This is a genomic window from Streptomyces sp. AM 2-1-1, from assembly GCF_029167645.1.
Lineage (GTDB): Bacteria > Actinomycetota > Actinomycetes > Streptomycetales > Streptomycetaceae > Streptomyces.
The window spans coordinates 5,713,840-5,736,262 of sequence record NZ_CP119147.1; the positions used below are offsets into that span (position 1 = coordinate 5,713,840).

Genomic DNA, 22,423 nt, shown 5'->3' on the forward strand with positions numbered 1-22,423 from the left:
GGGCCGGTCCGGACCGGGCGGTGGGCGGCGCGGCGGGGTCAGTCGCGCAGCGCGGTCTGGATCTGGGTGGTACGCCGTCGGGTGATGTAGAGCCCGCGGCCCGGCGGCAGCGCACGGGGCCGCGTCCCGGGCACCACCTGTCCTTCGGAGGGCGGGCAGGAGAGCATCAGGACGGGGGTGTTGGCCTCCACCAGGCGGCGGAGCAGAGGGTCGGAGCCAACCGCGCGGCCCGCGCCGTTGGCGCCGCGCGCCACGATCAGGTGGAATCCGGTCTCGGTTCCCTGGGTGAGGAGGTCGTGGAGCGGGGCGAAGGGGTCGTTGGCGCCGAAGCCGCCGCCGGAGACGAGCTCATGGTCGTCGACCACCACGAAGAGACGTGGCCCCGTCCACCAGTCCCGCAGGGCCAGACGCCCGGGAGCGATGTCCGCGCCGGGCACCCTCTCGCGCAGGGCGCGGGCCGCTCCGTCGACCATCCTGCGCAGCGGGTCGGGTCCCACGGCGTAGCCCAGCCGGTGCGCGTCGGGGACGGTCCCGGCCATGCCACGCCGGAAGTCGACGAGGAGCACCCGGGCCTCGTCGGGCGTGTAGCGGGCGGTGACCGCCTCGGCGACGTGGGCCAGCAGGTTCGTCTTGCCCGACTCCACGTCTCCGATCACCACGAGGTGCGGGTGCGCCTCGAAGTCGTGCCGGAACACCCCGAGGCCCAGGTCCTCCAGGCCCAGCGGAACGCGCAGGTCGCCGTCGGCCGCCGGGAGCCGCGACGCGGCGAGGGTGGCCGGCAGCATCCGTACGGCCGGGGCGGGTTCGCCGTCCCAGCCGGCCGCCACCTGGCGTACCAGCGCGGCGACCCCGGTGGGGAGCGTGTCCGCCGACGGGTCGCCGTCGGTCCGGGGCAGCGCGGTGAGGAAGTGGCTGCGGTCCGCGTCGAGTCCCCGCCCGGGGACCGCCGGGACGGTTCCCGCGGCGCGCATGTTGACCATGGAGTCCACCGGGTCGCCGAGCCGGAGTTCGAACCGGGTGCCGAGCTGGTCGCGGAGCGCGGCTCCGATCTCCGACCAGCGGCCGGAGGCGACGATCAGGTGGACTCCGAAGTTGAGGCCGCGTGAGGCGATCATCCCGAAGGTCGGAACCAGGTCCATGAAGTCCTGGCGCACCGTGTTCCAGCCGTCGACCACGAGGAACACGTCGCCGTGCCGTTCCGCCGGGAACTCGCCCGCCGCACGCCGGGCACGGAAGTCCGCCATCGACTCGACGCCGTGGGCGGCGAAGAGCCGCTCGCGGTGGGCCACGACGGCGGTGACCTCGGCGACGGTACGGGTCATCCGTTCGGGGTCCAGTCTGCCGGTGACGCCCCCCACGTGCGGGAGCCCGGCCAGTGCGCCGAGCGTGCCCCCGCCGAAGTCGAGGCAGTAGAACTGCACGTCCTTCGGGGTGTGAGTGAGTGCCAGCGCGCAGATCAGGGTGCGTACCAGCGTCGACTTGCCCGACTGCGGGCCCCCCGCGATGCCGATGTGGCCGCCCGCGCCGGAGAGGTCGGCGGTCAGCTCCTCGCGCCGCTGGTCGAACGGCCGGTCCACGACGCCCACGGGCACGCGCAGGTACGGGGTGGTCTCGCCGGGCGGCGGCAACAGGAGGTCCAGGGTGGGAGGGTCACCCAGGGGCGGCAGCCAGACCTGGTGGGCGGGTGGTCCGCAACCCTCCAGTTTCTCCACGGCGACGTCCAGCAGGCTGCGCGCGGGGACCTCCTCCTCGTCGGGCTCCGTCACGGGCCCGGGGTCCTCGGAGGATCCCGACAGGGCGCGCGGCGGGACCCAGCCCGCCTCGAAGGGGACGACCTGCCCGGCCACGACCGCGCGGCGCATGGCGCCGGGACGGGCGGGTCGGTAGTCCCCGGAGACGTACGCCGCCTTGAAGCGGGTGAGGGTGCCGACGTCGTTCTTGAGAAGCCCGCTGCCGGGGAGCGGGGGGAGTTCGTACGCGTCGGGTACTCCGAGGACGCCGCGGCTCTCCATCGCGGAGAACGTCCGCAGGCCGATCCGGTACGAGAGGTGCGACTCCAACTGCTGGCTGCGGCCCTCGTCGAGTCGCTGGGAGGCCAGCAGCAGGTGGACGGAGAGCGACCGGCCCAGGCGGCCGATCATGACGAAGAGGTCGAGGAACTCCCGGTGGGCGGCGAGCAGTTCGCTGAACTCGTCCACCACCACCAGCAGGGTCGGCAGCGGGTCGAGCGGAGCACCGCCCGCCCTGGCCTCCTCATAGGCGCGTACGGACGTGAAGTTGCCCGCTCTGCGCAGGAGTTCCTGGCGGCGGACGAGCTCTCCGTGCAGGGCGTCCTGCATCCGTTCGACGAGCGCGGCCTCGTCGGCCAGGTTGGTGATGACCGCCGAGGTGTGCGGCAGCCGGTCCAGCCCGAGGAAGGTGGCCCCGCCCTTGAAGTCGGTCAGGACGAAGTTCAGCGTCTCGCTGCTGTGCGTGAGGGCCAGCGCGAGCACGAGGGTGCGCAACAGCTCGGACTTGCCGGAACCGGTGGCGCCCACCAGCATGCCGTGCGGGCCCATGCCGCCCTGGGCCGACTCCTTGAGGTCCAGCATCAGATGGGAGCCGTCCGCGGCGATGCCGAGTGGCACCCGCAGCCGTTCTCCCTCGGTGCGCGGTCGGTGCAGCTGCTCCGGCCGCGCCGCGGCGAGGTCGCGGATGCCCAGCAGGTCGGTGAGTTCGCGGTCCTCCTGGAGCGGTTGCTCGGATCGGGCGGCCGCGCCGAGCCGGAAGCGGGCCAGGCGCATGGCGAGTGCGCGGGCCGCGCCGGCGCCGAGCGTGTCCGGCCGGCCGATCCTGGTCTCGGCCGGTCCGCCTCCGGGGCCGGGGCCGAGCAGCACGAGATCCTCGGGGGTGACGCGCAGCCGCAGGGTCCCCCGGTCGTCGGCGGTCGCCGCGAGGGTGCCCCGTACGTCGACGACGGTCGTGTTGCGGTACCCGTCCCCGGCCAGCCGGGCGCCGGGCGGCACCGTGGAGAGGTCCAGCACGACCACGGTGAACGGCTCGTCGCGGTCGGGCGCCGCACCGGCCAGGAACGGCCCCCGCGCCGTGAACTCCTCGCCGAGCAGCGGTTCCAGTTCGGAGACGGACTGGGCGGCCAGCCGGGCCGGTCCCACCCCGTCGGTGTCCGTCGGGTGCTGGGTGTGCGGGAGCCACTTGGTCCACGCCCAGGCGTCCCAGCCCTCCCCGTCCGCGAGGACCACGATGTTCAGCTCGTCCGGCGCGTGGAGGGCAGCCAGTTGCGCCACCACCGCCCGTGCCGTCGCCCGTGCCGAGCCGACCGCGACGGACCCGGCGCCGGGCTCGCCCGCCGGGGCGAGCAGCACCCGCGCGAAGGAACGGAGCCGTACGGAGACGGGCTGCCCGTCCACCGTCGCGTACGTGTGGATGAAACGCCTCAGCGCATGGGCGCACAGCGGTTCGAGGTCCTCGACCGGGCGCGTCGCCAGCGGCGTCAGGGTGAGGGCGAGAGGCTGCTCGCCGGTGGCGAACCGCACCTCGGCGAAGTCCTCGTGCGACGCCCGGCGCTCCCACAGACGGCCGCTGCGGGTCACCGACCACAGCGCGTCCGGCTCCGGATGGTGCCATGCCTGGGCCCGGCGCTGCTGGTCGACGACGGAGCGGATGCGGCGCCGACTGGTCGCGAGGTACCGGAGGTAGTCGCGGCGTTCGCCGCGCAGGGCCCGCTTGCGTTCCCCCGCCGCGCGGAAGAACTGGGCGACGAGCATGACGACCGCGGACAGCGTCATCATGCCGACGGCCACCCACATGAGCACGCCGTTGCCCTCGCCCGGCCGGAGAAAGACCAGCACCATGCCCAGGGAACTCAGGGCCATCGGCAGGTAGGTGACCACGCCGCCCATGGCGCTCTGTGGCTCGGGCAGCGCCGGCGGCTCCTGGAGGGCCAGTTCGCCCTGCGGCATCTGCGGACCCACCCGGCGCGGAGGGCGACGGAACGTGACGGTGGTCAAACCGGCTCCCGGTTGGTGCGGCGGCCATTCCCCGTCACGAGGACGTCAGCAGCCCTCCAAGGGCGGCGAAGAAGGCTGTTTGACGGGTGATCATACTGTTGGCCGGGAGTCACGATAGTGTGCCCCCGTTTCCCGAGTCGGACCGCCGCCGAATTCACGGCGGGAGTGAATCGAGCTGCCGTGAGCGACAAGACAGGCGAACTCTGTCGAATATCCGTCAGAGCTCCTTCCCGGGCCTTCGAATTGGGGATACCGTCCGATGTTCCGCTCGCCGATCTGCTTCCCGTGCTCGTCGAGTACGCGGGAGCCGAACCTCACGAGCAGGAACCCGGCCCCGGAGGCTGGTCCGTCCAGCGGCTGGGGGGCGCGCCTCTCGACGAGGAGGGCACCGCCGCGTCCTTCGGCCTCGTGGACGGGGAGACGCTGTACCTGAGGCCACGCGGTGAGACCCTTCCCGAGGTGGCGTTCGACGACCTCGTCGAAGGGATCGGCGAGACCCTGCGCGCCCGCGACGACACCTGGCGGCCCGCGCTGACCCGGCGGCTCCTGCTGGGCTTGAGCACCGCAGCCCTGCTGGCCGCCCTGGTGGTCCTCGTCCTGCCCGGCGCCGACGCCTGGCGGGCGGGCACGGCCGGCGCACTGGCCGTGCTCCTGATCGCCGGCTCCCTCACGGCTTCCCGGGCAGTCGGCGACTCCGGCGCGGGGGCGGTCCTGGGCATGCTGGCCGTACCGCATCTCGCCCTGGCCGGAGCGCTGCTCCCGCAGGCGGGGGCGGGCGAGGACGGTCTGGGACCCCGCCTCCTGGCGGGCGGGGCCGCCGCGGCGGGTGCCGCCGTCGTCGCGCTGGCCGCCGTGGGAGCGTTCGTCCCGCTGTTCCTCGGGGCGTTCACCGTCGCGCTGTTCGCGGCGCTCGCCGGCGGCGTCACCGCCGCCGGCCTTCCCCCCGCCCAGGCCGCCGGCTGGCTGGCGGTCCTGACGGTCGTTTCCGCCGTGTTCGTGCCCGGCCTGGCCTTCCGCTTCGCCGGAATGCGGCTGCCTCCGCTGCCCACGGGGGCGGACGACCTCCAGGAAGGCATCGACCCCTTCCCCGCGGAGCGGGTCCGGGCGCGCGCCGCGCTCGCCGACACGTACCTCACCAGCATCTACGCCGCGCTTGGGGTGGTGGCGATGGGCAGCCAGACGGCACTGCTGACGGCCGCGGGGTCGGACGAGCGGACGGGACCCGCCCTCACCGTCGCCCTCAGCCTGCTGCTGCTCCTGCACGTGCGGCTCGTCGGCGCGCTCTGGCACCGGCTGGCGCTCGCCGTTCCCGGCGCGTACGGCCTGACCGCCACGGCGGTCGTCATCGCCGCGGGCGCGCCCCTGCCGGGTCGGCTGGAGGCGGTGGCGGTCCTGCTGGTGGCGGGCGCGGCGGCGGCCGTCGCCGCGTGGACGGTACCCGGTCGCCGGCTCGTCCCGTACTGGGGCAGGGCCGCGGACGTCCTCCACCTGGTGACGGCCCTGGCTCTGCTGCCGCTGGCCGCGCTGCTGTCCGGGGTCTTCGGGGCGCTGCGCGGGATCAGGGGCTGAGCGGCGGATGAGCACCCAGAACCGCAAGGACCAGGTCCAGGCCCACCTGTTCGTCATGGGGCGGCTCTCCGGAGGTCTGCTGCGCGCCGACCCCGACGCCGCCGAGACCCCTTCCACCCGCACCTGGCGCGGGCTGGTGTGGGGCGTTCTGCTGGTGGTCCTGGCCTGCCTGGTCACCACCTTGTACGGACTGATCCGCCCCGGCGGCGCCACCTCCTGGAAGGAGCCGGGGACCTTGGTCCTCGTCCGGGAGACCGGCGCCCGGTATCTGTTCGTCGACGGCGCTCTGCACCCGGTCCTCAACGAGGCGTCGGCGCGGCTGATCGCCGGTGACCGGCTGCGTGTGACCGACGTGGCCGAGAACTCCCTCGCCGGTACGGAGCGTGGCCCGGCGCTGGGAATCGTGGGCGCCCCCGACGGCCTGCCCGCCGCCGGTCTGCCGCGCGAGACGTGGTCGGTGTGCGCCCTCCCCGGCTCTTCCTCACCGGACGGTCCGCCGCTGACCAGCATCGCCGTCGGAGTGGCCGGTACGGTCACCGGACTGGACGAGAGTCGCGGGGTGCTGGTCTCCGCACCCGATGAGGGTCTTCAACTGGTCTGGAACGGACGCCGGTTCGCCGTCGACGGCGAGCACGGCACCAAGGCCGCACTCGGCTGGGCGGGCGTCGTGGCGACGCGGGTCGCACCCTCCTTCCTCCAGTCGCTGGACGCCGGCCCGCCGCTGGCTCCGCCGGAGGTCGCCCGGCGGGGCGCCGCCGGGCCCCGGCTGTCCGGCGCGGCCACCCGGATCGGGCAGCTGTTCACGGCCTCCGGCCAGCACTACCTGCTCACCGAGGAGGGCCTGGTGCCTCTCGGGGTACTGGACCGTCTCCTCCTGAGCGGCGACCCGCGTACCCAACGGGACGCCTACAAGGGCGCGGAGGTGCGCGAACTCTCCCTGGGGCCCGCGGACTTGGCGGCGCACACGGCGCCCGCCTCGGTGACCGTGGGCAACCCGGCGCTGCCGCGCACGGCGCCCGGGGTGTCGTCGGTCGATCCGGACGAGTCCGTGGTGTGCGTCCGTACGGCCCCGACGGACGACGGCTGGTTGACGACGGTGGCGCTGGCCGCCCGGGGGTCCGTGCCGGGCACCGTGCCCGCCGTCCAGGTGTCCGTCTCGGCCTCCTGTACCCCGGCGGACCGCGTCTGGGTGCGGCCGGGATCCGGCGCGCTGGTCCGCGCCCGATCCGGCGCGGGGACCGGCTCCTCCGAGTACCTGGTGACGGATGCCGGGGTGTCCTACCCGCTGGCACCGCGGGCCGCGCAGCAACTGGGGTACCAGGCGTCGTCGGCCGTGCGCCTCCCGTACCGCCTGCTGCGGCTCTTTCCGCAAGGCCCGCTCCTCGATCCGGCGGCGGCGAATCGGGCCGGCCCGGAAACGGCCGGCGGCCCGAATGCCGGCGGCGCCGAGCGCCCGCGGCCGGATCGTTCGTATACGGCCGCACGGAAATGCGGGACGGAGGATTGAGGACCGGGAATTCTCTGAGCTTTATTTGAGGTTGTTTCCCTCCACAACTATCAGTTCGCGCGGCTAGGGTGACGTTCCATCAGGTGCGGTCCGCCCGGCGAAGGAGAACGTGACATGAGTGACTCCACGGACACCGTGGGTGGTTCGGACCACTACAACAGGGAACAGGCGGCGATCGACCTCGCCCGCCAGGCGCTGGAGGACAACGTCGCCGCCATGGCGAAAGCCGCCAACACCGTGCGGCAGATCCACGACAACGTGCGCGTCTCGTACGTCGCCGCCTCCGCCACCACGTTCACCAACAAGCTCGACGAGTGGCTGGAGATCTACAACACCGTGAAGCAGCGCGTGGACAGCCTGCACCAGGCCCTCACCGCGGCCGACCGCACCCACAACGCCGGTGAGATGGACGCCCAGCAGTTCTCCGCCGCGTGGAGCCCGTCCGGAGGAACCTTCTCCGACGAGGGCGAGAGCGCGTACGCGGCGCTCAGCGGCAAGTAACCGTCCCAGTCAGCCCGTCACGGCGGGAACGTACGGCCCGGAGCCCGACAGGGACCGGGACACATCAGCGGATCGAGGAGAGCGACATGGCGGACGTCGAACTGAAGAAGGCCGCGGCCAACGCCGTGATCGACGACATGGGGCAGGCCAACGCCGCCATGACGGCGGCGCTCCAGGACATGCTGGACCGCATCCGTCCGCTCCAGCAGTCGTTCTCCGGTGACTCCGCGCAGGCGTGGGCCGAGTTCCAGGGCACGGTGAACGCGGCGATCAACAAGATGAACACGACCTTCACCCAGGGCACGCAGGCCCTCACCACCATGGTGGACCTCCAGATCCAGGCCGACCTGGCCGGCGGCCGCCAGTTGTCGGCGCAGTGACGGCCGACGAGAAGACCGGCGACGGCACGGGTACGTACAAGGTCGACCAGGCGGCGATCGACCGGACGGTCGCCCAGCTCGGCGGCGTCATCGAGGCGCTGATGAAGGAGCCTTCGCGGCTGACCCTGCAGACCTTCGCCGGTAAGGGCGGCAACGGCGTCTACCCGCACATCTTCACCGGTTCGGGCAAGGGCGCGGTGAGCGCCACGGCCCTGCGGGACACGTTCGAGGAGTTCGCGGTCGCCATGGAGACACAGCTGACGTCGATGGAGACCAAGCTCGGCGGCCTCGTCAAGGACCTCAAGCTCGCCCACCAGTTCCAGCGGGAAGGCGAGGAAGGTGCGGCGCTGACCGCAGCCGAGATGATGGCCGATCTCCGGGACGCCCTGGCGGCTTTCGGCGGATCGACGAGCACGACGGCAACCACCCCGGCCGGGGCCACTACCGCCTAGCGGCGGGTACCACGAAGAACACGGCCCCCGCGAGAGGAGCACGACGGATGGCGGACGGGTCCTGGGAGGACGCGCTCTCCTTGTACACCGGGCAGGAACCCACCACCAGGGAGCAGGTGGCGGGCAGCGGGGAGGGCCACGCGAGCTGGTTCGCCGAACACCTGGTGGAACCGGCGAGCCGGCAGAGCGGTCCGCCGGACGGCTGGGACCTGGCCGTCTCGATCCCGTGGGTCCTCACCGACGCGCTCTTCCCCCCGGCGGTGTACTACTACCGCGTCGGCCTCCGTCTCTCGCCCGACATCGGTTCCAACGAGGGGGACACCCCCCTCCACCGGTTCATGAGCGAGCCGATCGACCGGCTGTACGGGGGCGCTTCCGACGCGGGCACCGACATGGTGAAACTCCTCAGCTTCGACTCGGCGGTGATGGCGGCCCGCGGCGTCCACGACCACCTCATGGCCACCCACGAGCTGATCACGGGCATGGCCCGCGACATCGACGTGCCCGAAGCGGAACTCCAGGGCAGTGCGGCCGGTGCGCTCAAGGACGCACTCACCGGTATCGCCAACGAGTTCGAGGACCTCGCGGTGCAGATGACGACACCCCGGGAGTTCACCGGAGAGATCGACCGGGCCCGCAGTCAGCTGCGCGATTCCACCATGGCACTCAGCCGCGCCTACGAGACCTGGCGGAACAGTCCCGGCGCGTGGCCCGCCCAGCGGGTCATCCATCTGTTCCACCAGACCTTCGATCCCTTCGTCGGGCGGGCCGCCCAGACGGTGAGCGGGGCGGCGGGGCCCGTCATCCAGACCCCCCTCGGCGCGCCCGCCGACCAGGGCTTCTGGGACCGTATGGAGGACCGCGCCAAGCAGGACTGGAAGACCGGCGTAGTGGACAACCTGGACGCCGCCGCGCGCACCCAACTGCCCGCCATCGACGGGGCGTACAGCACGGCCGCCGCTCTCATCCCGGGCGTGACCGCACCGAGCTGGCGCACACCGGACAACGCCGGGACCGCCGGCGCGAGTCCTTACGCCACCGGGGCGGACGGCACCCCCACCGGCGCGGCCGCGCGAGCCGCCGAGGCAGCGCGGGCCCGGGCCGAGGAGGCCCTCACCGACGGCGGCGCCGCGACGGGCGACAGCGGCCTCGCGGCCCGGTCCTTCGCCGCGACCCCGGGATCCGCACAGGCCGACGACGGCACGGCGGCGTACTCCGACGACCTCGCGGACACCGCCGCCCTGCGCGAGCAGGCCCTCCGGAACGCGGTCGAGCAGGCGGGCTCCGGAGCGCTCAGCACCGACGGCGTCGGCACGGGCGGTCTCACCGCCACGGACGGCGGGACCGGATACGACGGCGGAGCGTACCCGAGTGGCTCGCTCGTCAACGCCGACGGTACGGTGACCGCTCCGGGCGGTGGCCTCCTGAGGAACGCCAACGGGAGCCCGGTCAAGGCCCCGGCGGGCGCCTACCAGACCCAGCAGGCGCGGATCCGCCGGTCCCAGGCCCTGGAGGACGCCGCCAAGGCGCAGGACAAGGCGTATCAGGAGCAGCTGAGACGGCAGCAGCAGTCCTCCGCGCAGAGCGCCGCGCAGCAGCGCTCACTCGAACAGTCCCTCCAGCGTGCCCGGTCCTCCGCGCGCACCACCGGCCTCGACGCCCATGCCCTCGAAACCGCCCGCAGCGCCGGGGCGACCCTGCGCGTGAAGCAGCCGGACGGCAGCTACACCGACTACACCAAGGCCGCCGGGGAGACCGCGGCGCCCCGGGCGACCCGGGTGCGCACGTCCTCCGTCGAGCCGGTCACCGGTGCGGCCGAGGAGGCGGCGCTCAGCGGCCGGCGTTCCACCGCGTCCAGCGGTCCCGCGACTCCCCCCATGGGCGGCGGTATGTCGCCGGGCGGGGCCGGACAGGGGCAGGACAGGGAACGCAAGAGCTACCTCGACGAGGACGAGGACACCTGGGGAACACGGCGTACCGGCGGCACAGGAGTGATCGGCTGATGGACGAACGACGGTCACGGGGTCCGGCTCCGGCCATCGCCTCCGTGCTCCAGGAGCAGATCGGGGAGATGACCGAAAGCCTGCGCGCCCAGCGGGACAGGCTCCTGGAGACCCAGCGGGAACTGGAGGCGCGGACCATCACCGTACGGTCGAAGGACCGTTCCGTCAGCGTGACCGTCGGGGCGCGCGGGGACGTCCGTGAGATCAGGTTCCACACCGAGGACCACCGCCGGCTGGACGCGGCCCGGATGGGCAAGGTCGTGCTCGACGTGGTCACCAAGGCCCAGGAGCAGGCGGGCCGGGAGGCGTACGAGGCGTTCGCGCCGTTGAGGGGCGCCGGTGCCGCGATGCGGCGCTCCATGGAGTCCGGCAGTGCGCTGGAGGAGCTGCTGGCGCCGCTGCGTGCCGCCACGGCCGACCCGATGGCGGGCGAAGCGCGGCAGGACGGCCCAGCCGCACGGAAGGGCTGGGCCGATGAGTGAGGACCTGCGTACCACCGAGCAGCTCAAGGCACTGTTCGCGCAGTACCCCGGCGCGGCCGACGCGCTGCGCCGTGTCAACCGGAACGTCGCCCGGATCAACGAGATCAACGCGCGGGGCGGCGGCGACGGCGAGGACGAGGCGTCGAAGCAGTACCGCGAGGCCATCACCGCCGGCATGCCCCCGATCACCCAGACCCTCGACCTGCTGAACGTGCTCGTCGACCAGCTCGGCGTGGACGGCACCGACGCCATGAAGATCTTCGACAAGGCCGAGGCCGAGGCCCAGCAGATCGGCGCGGCCTGGACCGAGGACTCCTGAGATGGGGAGTTCCCGGCGGCGCCCGTGCTGACCCCCAGCCCGCAGGCGCAGGAGCTGATGAAGGCACTCACCGGCATGGAGTGGCCGTCGATCAACGAGGACGAACTGCGCGAGGCCGCCGACCTGTACGAGTCCACGGCCGAGGACTTCGACACCATGCGGGACGAGCTCGCCGAGCTGGCCCGGTACATCAGGGAGAACTTCTCGGGCGAGGCGGCCCAGGCGTTCGTCCGCTACGCCGAGCTGCTCACCGGCGGCGAGGCACCCGCACTCTCCGGGGTGAAGGACCAGGCGGCCAACCTCGCGCACATCGCCGACGACACCGCGACCGACGCCGAATACGTCAAGTGGATGATCCTCGCGCAGATGATCGAGCTCATCGCGGAGATGATCTTCGAGGCGGCGGTCTGGTGGGTGCCGGGCCTCGGTCAGGCCGTCACCGCCCACGTGTCGCTGCTGACCATGCTGGTCAGGCTGCTGGTGCCCCGGTTGATCCGGGCGCTCGTCCGGAGCATCGCCGTACACACGGCGATCAGCGTCGCGATGGGGCTGGCGATGGACGCACTCATCCAGGGCGTCCAGATGGCCATGGGCAACCGTGAAACCTGGAGTACGGACGCCACGATCCAGGCGCTCGCCTACGGCGCGGTCCAAGGGCTGGTGGGCGGTGCGACGAGTTTCGCCGGCGCGGCGGCCGGCGCGCGGATCGGCCGGACGCTGGGCAGCGACTTCACCAAGATCCTCACCCAGGAGGCCGGCGGGAAGATCGCCTCGCTCGCCGGCTCAGCCCGCGAGGGGAGACGTCTGGCGGACGGCCTCGCCGGCACGCTGGGCGGAATGAACGCGGACCTGGCCAAGGGTCTGAACAAGTCCGCCAACGAGTCACTGGCGGAGGCGTTCGTGCGCGGCACCGGCGACCAGTTCGCCCGCTCGGCACTGAGAGGGATGTCCAGGGAGCGGGCCCGGGAGGTCGGGACCACCTGGGCGAGGACGGTCCTCAGGGAGTGGACGGGGCCGGGATCGGCGACCGCGGTGAGCGGGGTCCTCCGCGAGGAGCTCGCGGGCCTGGTGCGGGGGCCGGCCCTGCGGGTGCTGGCCGACGATCTCCCCGACGCCATGTCGAAGGCCGGGATCGGCCCGTCGAAGGGCTTCCTGCTCGGGCAGTACGGCACCGACATGCTGTTCGAGGGGGTGTCGCAGAACCTGTCGGAGGGCGCGTACAACGTCCTGACGACGGGGCAGTTCACCACCACGGGCCAGACGTTCCTCTCGGGCTTCCTCACGACCGGCGTCAGCCATGCGGGGCGGCACTTCGTGGTACGGCCGCTGATGCACGAACTGGGCCAGGACCACGCGTGGGTCCAGAAACTCAACGACCGGCTGGCGGCCCTGGACGGGCCCGAGCACGGGTGGCCGGTCAACGGGGCGGGCCCGCCGGCTTCGGGAACGGACGCCCTCGGTACTGGCTCACAGCCGCCGGCCGGGTACACGGCGGACGGACGGCAGGACATGGCCCACGGGATCCCGCCCGGGGACGACGGCACGGAGAGGGCCCCGTACCAGGAGCCGGTCGCTCCGCGCCGCACGGCCGCCGGCAACGACGGCGTTCCGGCGCCGCCCGGACCCGCCCCGGTCCTCCCGCACACGTCCCCGACGGTGCTCGCCGCCACTCCCGCTCCCGCCCCGGTGGCCGGACCACCGCAGCCACGGGCCACCTCCGGCGTGTCCGTCGGCGAATCCGCACCCGTGACGGGGCGGTCCACCGAACCGGCACCGCCCGCACCCCAGCAGCCGAAGTCCGTACCGACGTCTTCCGGCCGACGGATCACCGAGAGCGTCGTCCCGTCCGTGGAGCGGGCGCCCGTACCGCGGCCACTGCCGCTCCTCCCCCCGCCGGCCGACGCGGACCGGACGTTCAACCCGAACGCGCCGGTCTTCGGCGGCGGCCCGGACGACGCCGGAGGCCCTCACGACATCCCGGAACCCCTCGGGCAGCCCTCCCAGGTGTTCACGGAGGACGGGGCGCGAGCGGAAGGCGTCCTCTCTCCCTCCGCGCCGCAGAACACGAACACACCGGACACGGTCGAATCGGACCCGCCCGTCACGGACGCCAGGACCTCGCCCGCCCCGTCCGTCGAGCCCGACGGCACCCCCTTCGTCCCCGCAGCGCCCGACGAGAACGGCCCGCCGCACCATCTCTTCGACGTCGCACGGTACGAGACCTCCTCGCCGCACACGTCGCAGGAGCCATCCGCCGACCGGCACGGACCCACCAGCTCCGCCGCCCAGGCACCGCGGGACGACGCGACGTCGACCGTCACCCCTCTCCACCCGGGCGGGTCAGGGGCGAGCGCCGGGATGGCGAGGATCATCCTGAACGTCCCCGGGCAGCGTGCCGGCATTCCCCTCGCCGCACAGTCGACGGACCACGTTCCCCTGGTCGCCCGGCTGCTCGACAGGCTGCCCCGGCCGATCGCGACCCTGCTCGCCGACAGGACCCCTCAGCTCGCGGCGCTTCTCGGGAGCGACACGGAGAGCCTCCTCGGTGACGGTCGCACTCTGTTCTTCGGCGATCCGCTCGACCCGTACGTCGCCACCCTCACGCTCCGCCTCGGAGAGTGGCGTCGCATCGATCCGGGGGCCCTGCCCCAGCCCTACAAGTTCGACACGATCGACCAGCACGTGAAGTCCCGGAGCGTCACCGCCACGGAGAGCCGGGGTGTCACGGGTGCGCTGACCGTGCCGCTGGCCGGTTCCGTCACACCCACGGGCACCGGCCAGGTCTCGGTGTCCCTGGCGACGAGTGAGACCAGGGCGGTCGAGCTCGGCCAGGCACACATGCTCCAGCGCGAGACCAGGGCCGCCGAGGCCACGGAGACGTACGTCATGACAGCGCGGCTGGAGCTGGAGGTCGAGCGGCTGCGCGAGGACGGCTCCCCGTCCCCGGAGTCCGCGACGTCACGGCTGACCGTGAGGGACGGCGCGACGGTCGAAGTCCCCGTCGGCGCCCGGCAGAAGCCGACGAGCGACCTCATGACGGCCGAACTGCCGCACGGGGTGGCGCTGGGATCGGGTCACGTCGAAGGATTCGGACCGGTGGGTGACCTGCCGCGCTGGGCGGCGCGGGGGGCGGGCGAGGGGCAGACTCCCGAGCAGATCCACCACTTCTTCTCCTCCCACTCTCTCAGAGCGGGAGGTACGGAACTGCTCAAGGGGACTCTCGACGCACCCCGGGGCTACACCGTCGGCGGTCTCCGCCTCGGTGCGTACCACCCCCTGTCCCTCTCCACCACGCACGAGATGCGGGACAGCGATCAGTTCACCCAGAGTGAGTCGGTCAACCGGGCGACCAGCAACAAAGTCGGAGCGGGCGCCCTGGTGGGAGTATCGGCGTCCGCCGGGCCGGCGAGGATGACGGGAGGACTCGCGGCCACGGCCTCACTGAACACCTCGCACACCGACAGCCACGGCTCCTCGTCCGGTACGAAGACCGTCGCACGCATCAAGAACTCGCGGACGGTGCTGGGACTCCAGGAGATCAGCTTCGTCGTCACCCGCCCGGACAGCGGGACGGCCGGCGTCTCGACCTGGGTCCTGGTGCGCCAGCCCCTCGACGACGTCCGCGCCGCGGCGGGACTGCCCACGGACCGGATCGTCCTCACCGGGGACCGGGTGCCCGACCCCGAACAGCTCCGCCGGGGCGGGGACCGGGCGTACGACCTCACCTTCACCCGGACGGAGAACCTCGTGTTCCGCGGAGCGGACGGAGGACCGCTGACCGCCGACGCGTTCGTGGACCACGTCCTGGCCTCGCTGCGGACGAAGGGGAGCGGCGACGTCCCTTTCATGTCCCGCGAGGAATGGAAGGCGTTCCGCCCCGCCCCTTGGTACAAGCCGCCCAGCGACCGGCAGCGTGCCTTCCACAACACCCAGGCCGTCATGAACGCGGTGCGGCCCGGCCTGCTCGCCGACCGGGCGGACCAACTGCACAACGGCGGCGTACGTGTACCCCTGTTCGGCCGGTCCTTCCTCAACCGTCACTTCCACACGCTGGTCCTGCGGATGCCCGGTCCGGCCTGGACCTACCGTCACACCGATCCCCATCAGCTGCTCCGGTTCAACACCCCCGGCCAGGTGAAGACGAGCCACGGGCGGACCGTCACCGGAGAAGCGTCCGTCGGGCTGGAGTTCGCGCCCCGCGTCTCCCTCTTCGGACTCTCCCTCGGCGGCTCGGCAGGCGGCCGGGCCCAGGCGAGCCGCACGGTGTCCACCGAGGTGGCCACCTCCTCCGGACGTGACAACGCCCTGGTCACCACGACCCTGACCGGGACCCACGTGTTCGAGGTCGTGGGCGCCCTCGAAGCGGAACTGGTCGGCAACCGGGTCTCCCAGCCCGGACTGTCGTGGCTGGGGAGCCTCGGACTTCCCCCTCTCGCGCTGCGCAGGCTCCCGAAGTCCGCGCCCATCGTGCTGGGCGGCTTCGACGCGCTCGTCCACGTGCCCGAGCAACGGCTCCCGGGCGGGAGACGGAGTGCCGACGAGGTCGACGGTGACGTCGGCAACCGGGAGCCCGGAAACGGCCGGCGGACCGTCCTGCCCGAGCGCGACCTCAGCGGCGCCCCCCTGCTCACCTCGAAGGTCCGCACCGGCGGCACGCTTCTCGCGGGGATTCTGACCTCGATCGCCGAGGCGGCGGGCAACCCGAGCGGGTTCACCGACGAGGGTGGTCTCGTCCACAGCCGGGTGCACCAGTGGCTCGCCGGCCTCACCAGCCACCCCGAGCTGTTCTTCTCCCCCGACGGGGTGCTGCTGAGCGGCGTGAGCGACTCCAGCCTGGTGCGGGGGTTCGAGGGATCCGTACGCCTCCGGGCGCGGCGTACGCGCCTGAGCGTGTCCGGGCCCACCATGACGCTGGAGCCCGAGCAGAACACCAACCACTCGACGGCCGTTTCGGAAAGCTCGTCGACGGCGAGGAAGGCGACGCTGGGCGCGGCGTTCTCACCCATCGCCCGGCAGAGTGCCGGTTCGAGCGGTACGTACGCGGCCCATGCCGAGACGACCCTCCTCTCGAGGGAGAGGAACGCCGCACAGTCGCGGACCACCACCAGCGACACCAACCTGGTGCAGACGGACGAGGAGTTCGTGCTGCTCGACGGCGACATCGAGGTCGAGTGGGCCGTGGAGGGCCGACCGACGGGCGCGGCCTCCGCGTTCATGTCCGACGTCCGTACGCCCTCCGGGACCGTCCCGTGGACGGGCCGGGCGAGCAGTCCGGTCCATCTCACCGGCTCGGTGACCATCGCCGACGGTTACCAGGGGCTCATGACCCCTCGCGACCTGCACGCCCTCGGACTCGTCGATGACGGCTTGGGTGCCTGGCCGGGGCGCGGTCTCGCGGGGCTCGTCGAGGTCCCCGGCTGGATGCACGACGACAGCATCGACTTCTACCCACTGGCCACGTCGGTCGCGGCCACCCCGAGCACGCCGGCCCCCGGGGCACCGCCGTCCACCTCGGACGCGGACTCGGCCGCCGTGCGGCGGATCGACCAGGCGCTGGCGACGCTCGAGAAGCTGGGTGTGGGGCAGCGCGGCCGGGACACCCTCCACACACTGGTCAGCGACCAGTCCTTCCGGGCCGCCGTCCAGGCCGGGGTCGGACAGCTGGGCCGCGTCCGTGGGGGAGAGAAGCACTTCCTCGGAAAGATCTTCCACGGAGGAAGGAACCTCGAAGTGCGGGTCACCCACACCCGGGTCGGCGCGCACACCGTCGTCGCGGCAGCCGGGGTCGGCGACATCGAGAGTACGTTCACCACTGTCGCGGCGGACTCCTCCGCGTCCTCCTCCAGCAGCGGATTCAGCGCGGGAGCGGGTTCCAGCCGGCGGAGCGGCGCCGGAGCGGTGACGGGCGGAGCCGGACCGGACGGCACCGGCAGCGGCTCACTGACGAAGAAGACGGCCGCCTCCACCACTCGTTTCGTCAGCCACCTCAACGCGCTCACCAGCCCGATGGTCAGGGTGGAGAGCGAATGGGAGACGCGGATCGAGATCTTCGACGCGGACGGTACGGAACTCCTCGGCCCCCCCACGCCGCCGGCCGGGGAACGGAGCGGCGTCGCGTGGACCTCCTCCGCCACCAGCTACGTGCCGCTCATCCACCTCGATCCTCCGGGCACCGAATGGCCGGCGCTTCGACCCGCGGGGGCGACCGGCGCACCTCGTACCCGGGAACCGACCGTGGACTGGCTGAACCGGCTCAACGAGAAGGGGGCCGTGCCGGGCACCACGCACCACATCAAAGCCGTCAACGGTGCGGACAAGGTCCACAGCATGGTCTCCGGCCTGTTGGCCGAAGCCGCCGGCCAGGCACTGCCGGCAGCCGGAGCACCGCCCCTCTCCTCGCTGACGAAACCTGGCCGGTCCGCGGCCCAGGCGCTCGCCGCGGGGCTCAGCCCGGCCGGCCTGGCCGGTGCGCTCGCCGACGGAACGGCCCTGACGGGCGGTTACCGGCTTCCGGGGCTCAGCCATCGAGGATTCTTCGGCGGCACCAGCGCCGACGTGACCGTGCACATGGCGGTCCACTACAAGAAGGCGGTCATCCGGCGGATGAGTGACTCGGTGCGCCTGGAGACGTACACCGGCCAGGGCACCGGCCACGGGGGCGGCACCACGGAGAGCAGCTCGGCCGGTCTCAGCATCACCGGGGCAGTGGTGTCGACGCCCGGTGACGCCGCCGTCTCCGCGCTTCCCCGGACCGGCGCGGAAGCGTCGGCGGGTGTCAGCGCCACCGAAACCGAAACCGTCCAACGCCGTATCAACGAGAAGCCGTTGACCGGGCGCGCCCTACTGATCGGCGTCCCCGTCACGGCCCTGGCGGAGGTCACCGTCGAACGGCACTTCAAGGACGGCACGCTGGGGGGCCTGGCGCTGGGGAAGTCGCCCGCGACCGGGAGGCTCAGGGACACCGCGGACCTGACCGTGGACATGTGGATCACCGAAGCGCAGGCCAGGGAACTCGGCATCCTGGACGCCGAGGGAGCACACCCCCGGCTCAAGGATGCCTGGGACGCGGTCAACGAGGCGCAGAAGGCGGTCAAGGACAACTCCGTGGCGTACGAAAAGGCCCGCCTGCCCGTGTTCAAGAGAGCCTTGAGGCGGAGCGCCGACGGTACGGCCGGGCAGTCGGGCCCCGCGCACGTCACCGAGAGGGAGCGGCTCGAAGCCGACCGGATCCGGGTCCAGCTTCTCGCCGACAGGTTCGACGCATCCGTCAACCACTACCAGTCACTGCTCAAGCAGGCGATCGACGTCACGCAGAGGTACCAGCAGGCGTCGCGGGACGGGCGGTCGACCGGGCCGGCCGCCGAACCGCCCCTCGTCCCCTTCGACCGTGGTGTGCGCCACGACCACGAGCCGTCGGTGCCCCCGGACACGGTCGCTCCCGTACTCTCCCGCGGGCCCGTCACCCCGACCGTCATGGATCTCCCGATCGTGGCCGCCACGGACGCCGTCCACGTACTGGACGAGTCTCCCGAGGCGGGATTCCTGCTGGGCGCGCTCCAGGCCAAAGGTCTGGCGCCGTCCCTCGGCAACCTCAAGGAGGGGGGAACCCTGTACGTCATCGGCCACGACCGGCAGGTCGGTGCGGGCGGCGGGGCGATCGACGAGATCCGGGAGCGGTTGGGCGGCGCGGACAGGAAGGTGAAGGATTTCACGATCCACATGGTCGTGTGCAAGGCGGCGGCGCGGCAGGGCCGCACGCTCTCCCCCGCGGAGAACTTCGCGCTCACCCTGGGCAACGACACGCTCGCCTCCACCGTCGACGTGGCCCTGCACGCACGCGACCGCAACGGCGAGTGGGTCGACTTCTTCCCCCTGCCATACTCCGAAGCCGTCGAGCTCGGCAGGACGTCGAGCGGGGTCGTCCTGACGGGAGACGTCCGCACGGTGACGAGCGAGAGCGTGATGGACGAGCTGATCAGGCAGTTCCAGGCGCTCGGCCTCGAAGACCCCGCCGGGAAGACCGGCGTCCCGCCCGTCACCGGCCCGCCGGCCGGAGTGCCGGTCGAGCCGGCGGCCGGGACCCCGGACGGGACGACCGACCCGCTGTCGGACGAGGTCTACGACGTGTTGAGCCCGAGGACCGTCGCCGTGCCTTCTCCCGCCGCCGAGTTGGAGGTGCTCCTCGCCGAACGGGGCCGGGACGTCGCGGTGGCGTCCGACCCGGCGTCGCTGAAGAGGGCCGAGGACCGCTCCCTGGCGAAGCTGAAGACGCTCCTCGACACGGGCGGGCACACCAGGGAACAGATCGTGGCCGCACTCGGCGCGTTGCCGGAGCCGCCCTTCTCCTGGCTCCTGTTGCTCGATCCGCATCGGGTGGACGCCGTCCACGTATGAGGTGAGAGATGATCACTCCTCACTCCTCGATCGTGGAGCGGCACGCGGGCCCAGCACGAGATCCGAACGCCGGACCCCCGGTTCCCCGGTGGCAGCGGCACCGTGCGGGACCGCGCCCGGCCGTATCGCCCGCACTCCACCGCACCACACCCGTTGACCACGCACGAGCGACACCCACCCGACCACGACGAACCGGACAAGAGGGCAGAAGAGATGGCTGCGACGGAGAGCGGAAGCGCACACGGGGACGGTACGGAGGCGGTGCCGGATTCGCCCCCACCGCCGACCGGGGCCGCGGTGCCGCGTCCGAGCGGCGGAGTGATCGGCGCGCGAACGGCACCGGAGGGTGCCCAGGGCCCCCGTGAGGAGGAGGCGGGGGCCGAGGCGGTCGCCGGGGCCGGTGCCTCACGGGGCCGAGCCGCGGTCGTCCCGGTCGCGGAGGCGACTTCCCCGTCCGTCCGACGGTCTTCCTCCTCGTCCCCCGCCGCTGACGAGGTGGCGGCCGGCGGGGCGAAACCGGCGGAGACCGCGTCTGCCGCCCCGACCGGGGCCGCCGCGCCCGACCCGGCACCGCGAACGGCCGCCGCCTCCGCCGCTTCCCGCACCCGCCGATCCTGGCTGGGCGGCACCCGCACCGCGACGGAGACGGCCGCGGCAGCGGCGACAGCCACGTCCTCGGCGTCGGCCGCGACGACCGCCTCCCGGTCCTCCGACGACGGGGAGGCGCCCTGGAAACTTCCCCGGCCGATGGTCGCCGCCGCTGCGCTGGGCGGGGTTCTCCTGATCGCCGTGCCCTTCGTCCTCGCCGGGCTTCTCGGTGGCGACTCGAAGGAGACGGCCGGCCCGGAACGTGCACCGGCGGGGTACGCCGGCCCGGGCGATTCCCCCGACGGAGTCGTCCCGAGCGCGGAGGAGCGGCAGGCGGGAACGGCGGCGGGCAGGAGCCCGGGTGGCGACAGGAACACCTCCGACGTGCCGGCCCCCGGCACCGTACCGAGGGCCGACGGCGTCGAGCCCGGGCCCGGCGCCGTCGGGGCCGGCGCCGCCATACCCGCCGCACCGGGTGAGACCCCCGCGCCGGTCTCCGGAGCCGAGGCGACGGGTTCGGTGGCCGAGGGAGCCGGTGCGGGCAACAAGAGCCCCGGAACCGTGGCGTCCAGCGCCCCCGCAGCCGCGCGGACGACCGCCGCGGCGGCATTGGCCGCGCCGAAGGTGACCCACACCTACACCGCCTGGAACGGTCCGCACTGCTCGTCCGCCGGTGCCAGCTACCACGAATACGGCTCATCGGTCACCCCCAACGACGGTGACCAGTGGACGACCCACACCGGCGGATACTCCCAGCACGGCTGCACCGGGCGCTTCCGTTCACTGCCGATGAGCGGCGGTACCGGCGACGGCGACAACCGGGTGGTGTTCGCCTTCGCCACCGGGAAGGTGGCCTCGGGGACCTGCCGGGTCAGCGTGTACGTGCCGAAGGACAGCAACGTCGAGCACGTCGGCGGCAACCCGTCGTTCTACACGGTCCACAACGGCTCCTCCTCCTCGTCCTCCCAGGTGGGTTCGTTCTCCGTCGCCCAGGTCTCGAACCGTGGCCGGTGGGTCAGCGGCCCCACCGTCCGCTTCACCGGGGGCCACCTCGCCCTCGTCCTGCACGACCGGGGCAAGGACTACAACTCCAGCGGGCCGACCGACGCCCACCACGCGGTGGACGCCGTGGGAGTGAGCTGCAGCGGTTGACCCGGGCGGGGGCACCGGAGCAACCGGTCCCCGGCCCGCGGAGCACCGTGGCCAGGACCGGCCGACGCGATGACCCGCACGACTGCGAGCGTCCCGTGTCTCAGGGAATGGGACGATCCTGCTCGCATGGTGGACGAACGGCTACCGTCCGGCCATGGACGAGACTGTGGTGATCCCGCCGTTCCTGCGGGTCGAGGAGGTGGAAGCGCTGCCGGGGCGAGTGGTCCTCGCCGATGTGCGGTGGTACCTGGACGGCCGCTCCGGGCGGGCCGCGTACGAAGGGGGCCACCTGCCGGGAGCGGTCTTCGTGGACCTCGACCGCTGGCTCACGGGGCCCGCGACGCCGACGGGTGGCCGGAACCCGCTGCCCCGACCCGAGGTGTTCGCCGAGGGGATGCGGGCGCTGGGGATCGACGACGACTCCGTCGTCGTGGCCTACGACGACCAGGGCGGCGTCATCGCGGCCCGGCTGGTGTGGATGCTCCGCGTCACCGGGCGCCGCGCCGCGATCCTCGACGGCGGGCCGGACGCGTACACCGAGGCGCACCCCGACTCCCTCACGCCGGACGAACCGGAGCCCGCCCGCGAGGGCGACTTCTCCGTACGCGCCTGGCCGGCCGGAGCGCTGGCCGAGGCGGACGATCTCGCCGGGCCGGACGTCCTGACGGTCGACGCCCGCAACCGGGACCGTTTCGCCGGAGCGCAGGACCCGGTGGACCCCCGCCCCGGCCACGTACCCGGCGCGGTGAACGTGCCCTGCCGGGAGAACCTGGACGGGCTGGGCCGCCTGCTGCCCGTGCGAGCGGTCCGGGAGAACTTCGCCGCCGGGGGAGTGGTCGCCGCCACCGCGTCGCAGGTGGTCTCCTACTGCGGCTCGGGCGTGACGGCCTGCCACAACCTGCTGACCCTGGAGCACACGGGCCTCGGCAGCGGCCGGCTCTACGTCGGCGGCTGGTCCGCCTACAGCCGGGACGAGGCGCGTCCCGTGGAGACCGGACCCGGGCGCTGAGAGGCCGGGACGGCATGGGGGTGGGGTGGAACGGCCCGAGCCGTTCCACCCCACCACCGC

12 protein-coding genes are annotated in these 22,423 nt (G+C 72.9%); 11 read left to right on the forward strand and 1 reads right to left on the reverse strand.

Annotated elements, in window-relative coordinates; translation table 11 throughout:
- Window positions 1-38: 38 nt before the first annotated feature.
- Window positions 39-4,007: a type VII secretion protein EccCa gene (gene eccCa / locus PZB77_RS24890; RefSeq protein ID WP_275494851.1), complete on the reverse strand. Its 3,969-nt coding sequence runs from the start codon at window positions 4,005-4,007 to the stop codon at window positions 39-41.
- Window positions 4,008-4,187: 180 nt separating this feature from the next.
- On the opposite strand from eccCa, the gene eccD reads away from it, so the two are divergent.
- The 11 genes from eccD to PZB77_RS24945 all read left to right on the forward strand — a co-directional run bounded on the left by eccD (window position 4,188) and on the right by PZB77_RS24945 (window position 22,363).
- Window positions 4,188-5,576 carry a type VII secretion integral membrane protein EccD gene (gene eccD, locus PZB77_RS24895; protein ID WP_275494852.1) on the forward strand — a complete coding sequence of 463 codons (1,389 nt, stop codon included), beginning with the start codon at window positions 4,188-4,190 and terminating at the stop codon, window positions 5,574-5,576.
- Window positions 5,577-5,583: 7 nt separating this feature from the next.
- Window positions 5,584-7,083, forward strand: a complete 1,500-nt coding sequence (gene eccB, locus PZB77_RS24900) for a type VII secretion protein EccB (RefSeq protein ID WP_275494853.1) — start codon at window positions 5,584-5,586, stop codon at window positions 7,081-7,083.
- A 114-nt stretch (window positions 7,084-7,197) separates the two neighbouring features.
- Window positions 7,198-7,584 carry a hypothetical protein gene (locus PZB77_RS24905; RefSeq protein WP_275494854.1) on the forward strand — a complete coding sequence of 129 codons (387 nt, stop codon included), beginning with the start codon at window positions 7,198-7,200 and terminating at the stop codon, window positions 7,582-7,584.
- 86 nt (window positions 7,585-7,670) lie between these two features.
- A complete protein-coding gene (locus PZB77_RS24910; RefSeq protein WP_275494855.1) occupies window positions 7,671-7,964 on the forward strand; it encodes a hypothetical protein in 294 nt (97 codons plus the stop codon).
- Window positions 7,961-8,416, forward strand: a complete 456-nt coding sequence (locus PZB77_RS24915; RefSeq protein ID WP_275494856.1) for a hypothetical protein — start codon at window positions 7,961-7,963, stop codon at window positions 8,414-8,416. Before PZB77_RS24910 ends, PZB77_RS24915 begins: the two co-directional genes overlap by 4 nt.
- A gap of 47 nt (window positions 8,417-8,463) precedes the next feature.
- The gene (locus PZB77_RS24920) at window positions 8,464-10,419 is read left to right on the forward strand and encodes a hypothetical protein (RefSeq protein ID WP_275494857.1); all 1,956 of its coding nucleotides are present in this window, start codon (window positions 8,464-8,466) and stop codon (window positions 10,417-10,419) included.
- A complete protein-coding gene (locus PZB77_RS24925; RefSeq protein ID WP_275494858.1) occupies window positions 10,419-10,901 on the forward strand; it encodes a YbaB/EbfC family nucleoid-associated protein in 483 nt (160 codons plus the stop codon). The genes PZB77_RS24920 and PZB77_RS24925 overlap by 1 nt, the downstream gene beginning before the upstream one ends.
- Window positions 10,894-11,220, forward strand: coding sequence for a hypothetical protein (locus PZB77_RS24930; protein ID WP_275494859.1), 327 nt, complete (start codon window positions 10,894-10,896; stop codon window positions 11,218-11,220). The genes PZB77_RS24925 and PZB77_RS24930 overlap by 8 nt, the downstream gene beginning before the upstream one ends.
- A gap of 24 nt (window positions 11,221-11,244) precedes the next feature.
- A complete protein-coding gene (locus PZB77_RS24935; protein ID WP_275494860.1) occupies window positions 11,245-19,614 on the forward strand; it encodes a hypothetical protein in 8,370 nt (2,789 codons plus the stop codon).
- A 747-nt stretch (window positions 19,615-20,361) separates the two neighbouring features.
- Entirely contained in the window at window positions 20,362-21,354 is a 993-nt protein-coding gene (locus PZB77_RS24940) for a hypothetical protein (RefSeq protein ID WP_275494861.1), read from the forward strand.
- Between the two features lie 154 nt (window positions 21,355-21,508).
- Window positions 21,509-22,363: a sulfurtransferase gene (locus tag PZB77_RS24945; protein WP_275494862.1), complete on the forward strand. Its 855-nt coding sequence runs from the start codon at window positions 21,509-21,511 to the stop codon at window positions 22,361-22,363.
- Window positions 22,364-22,423: the final 60 nt, after the last annotated feature.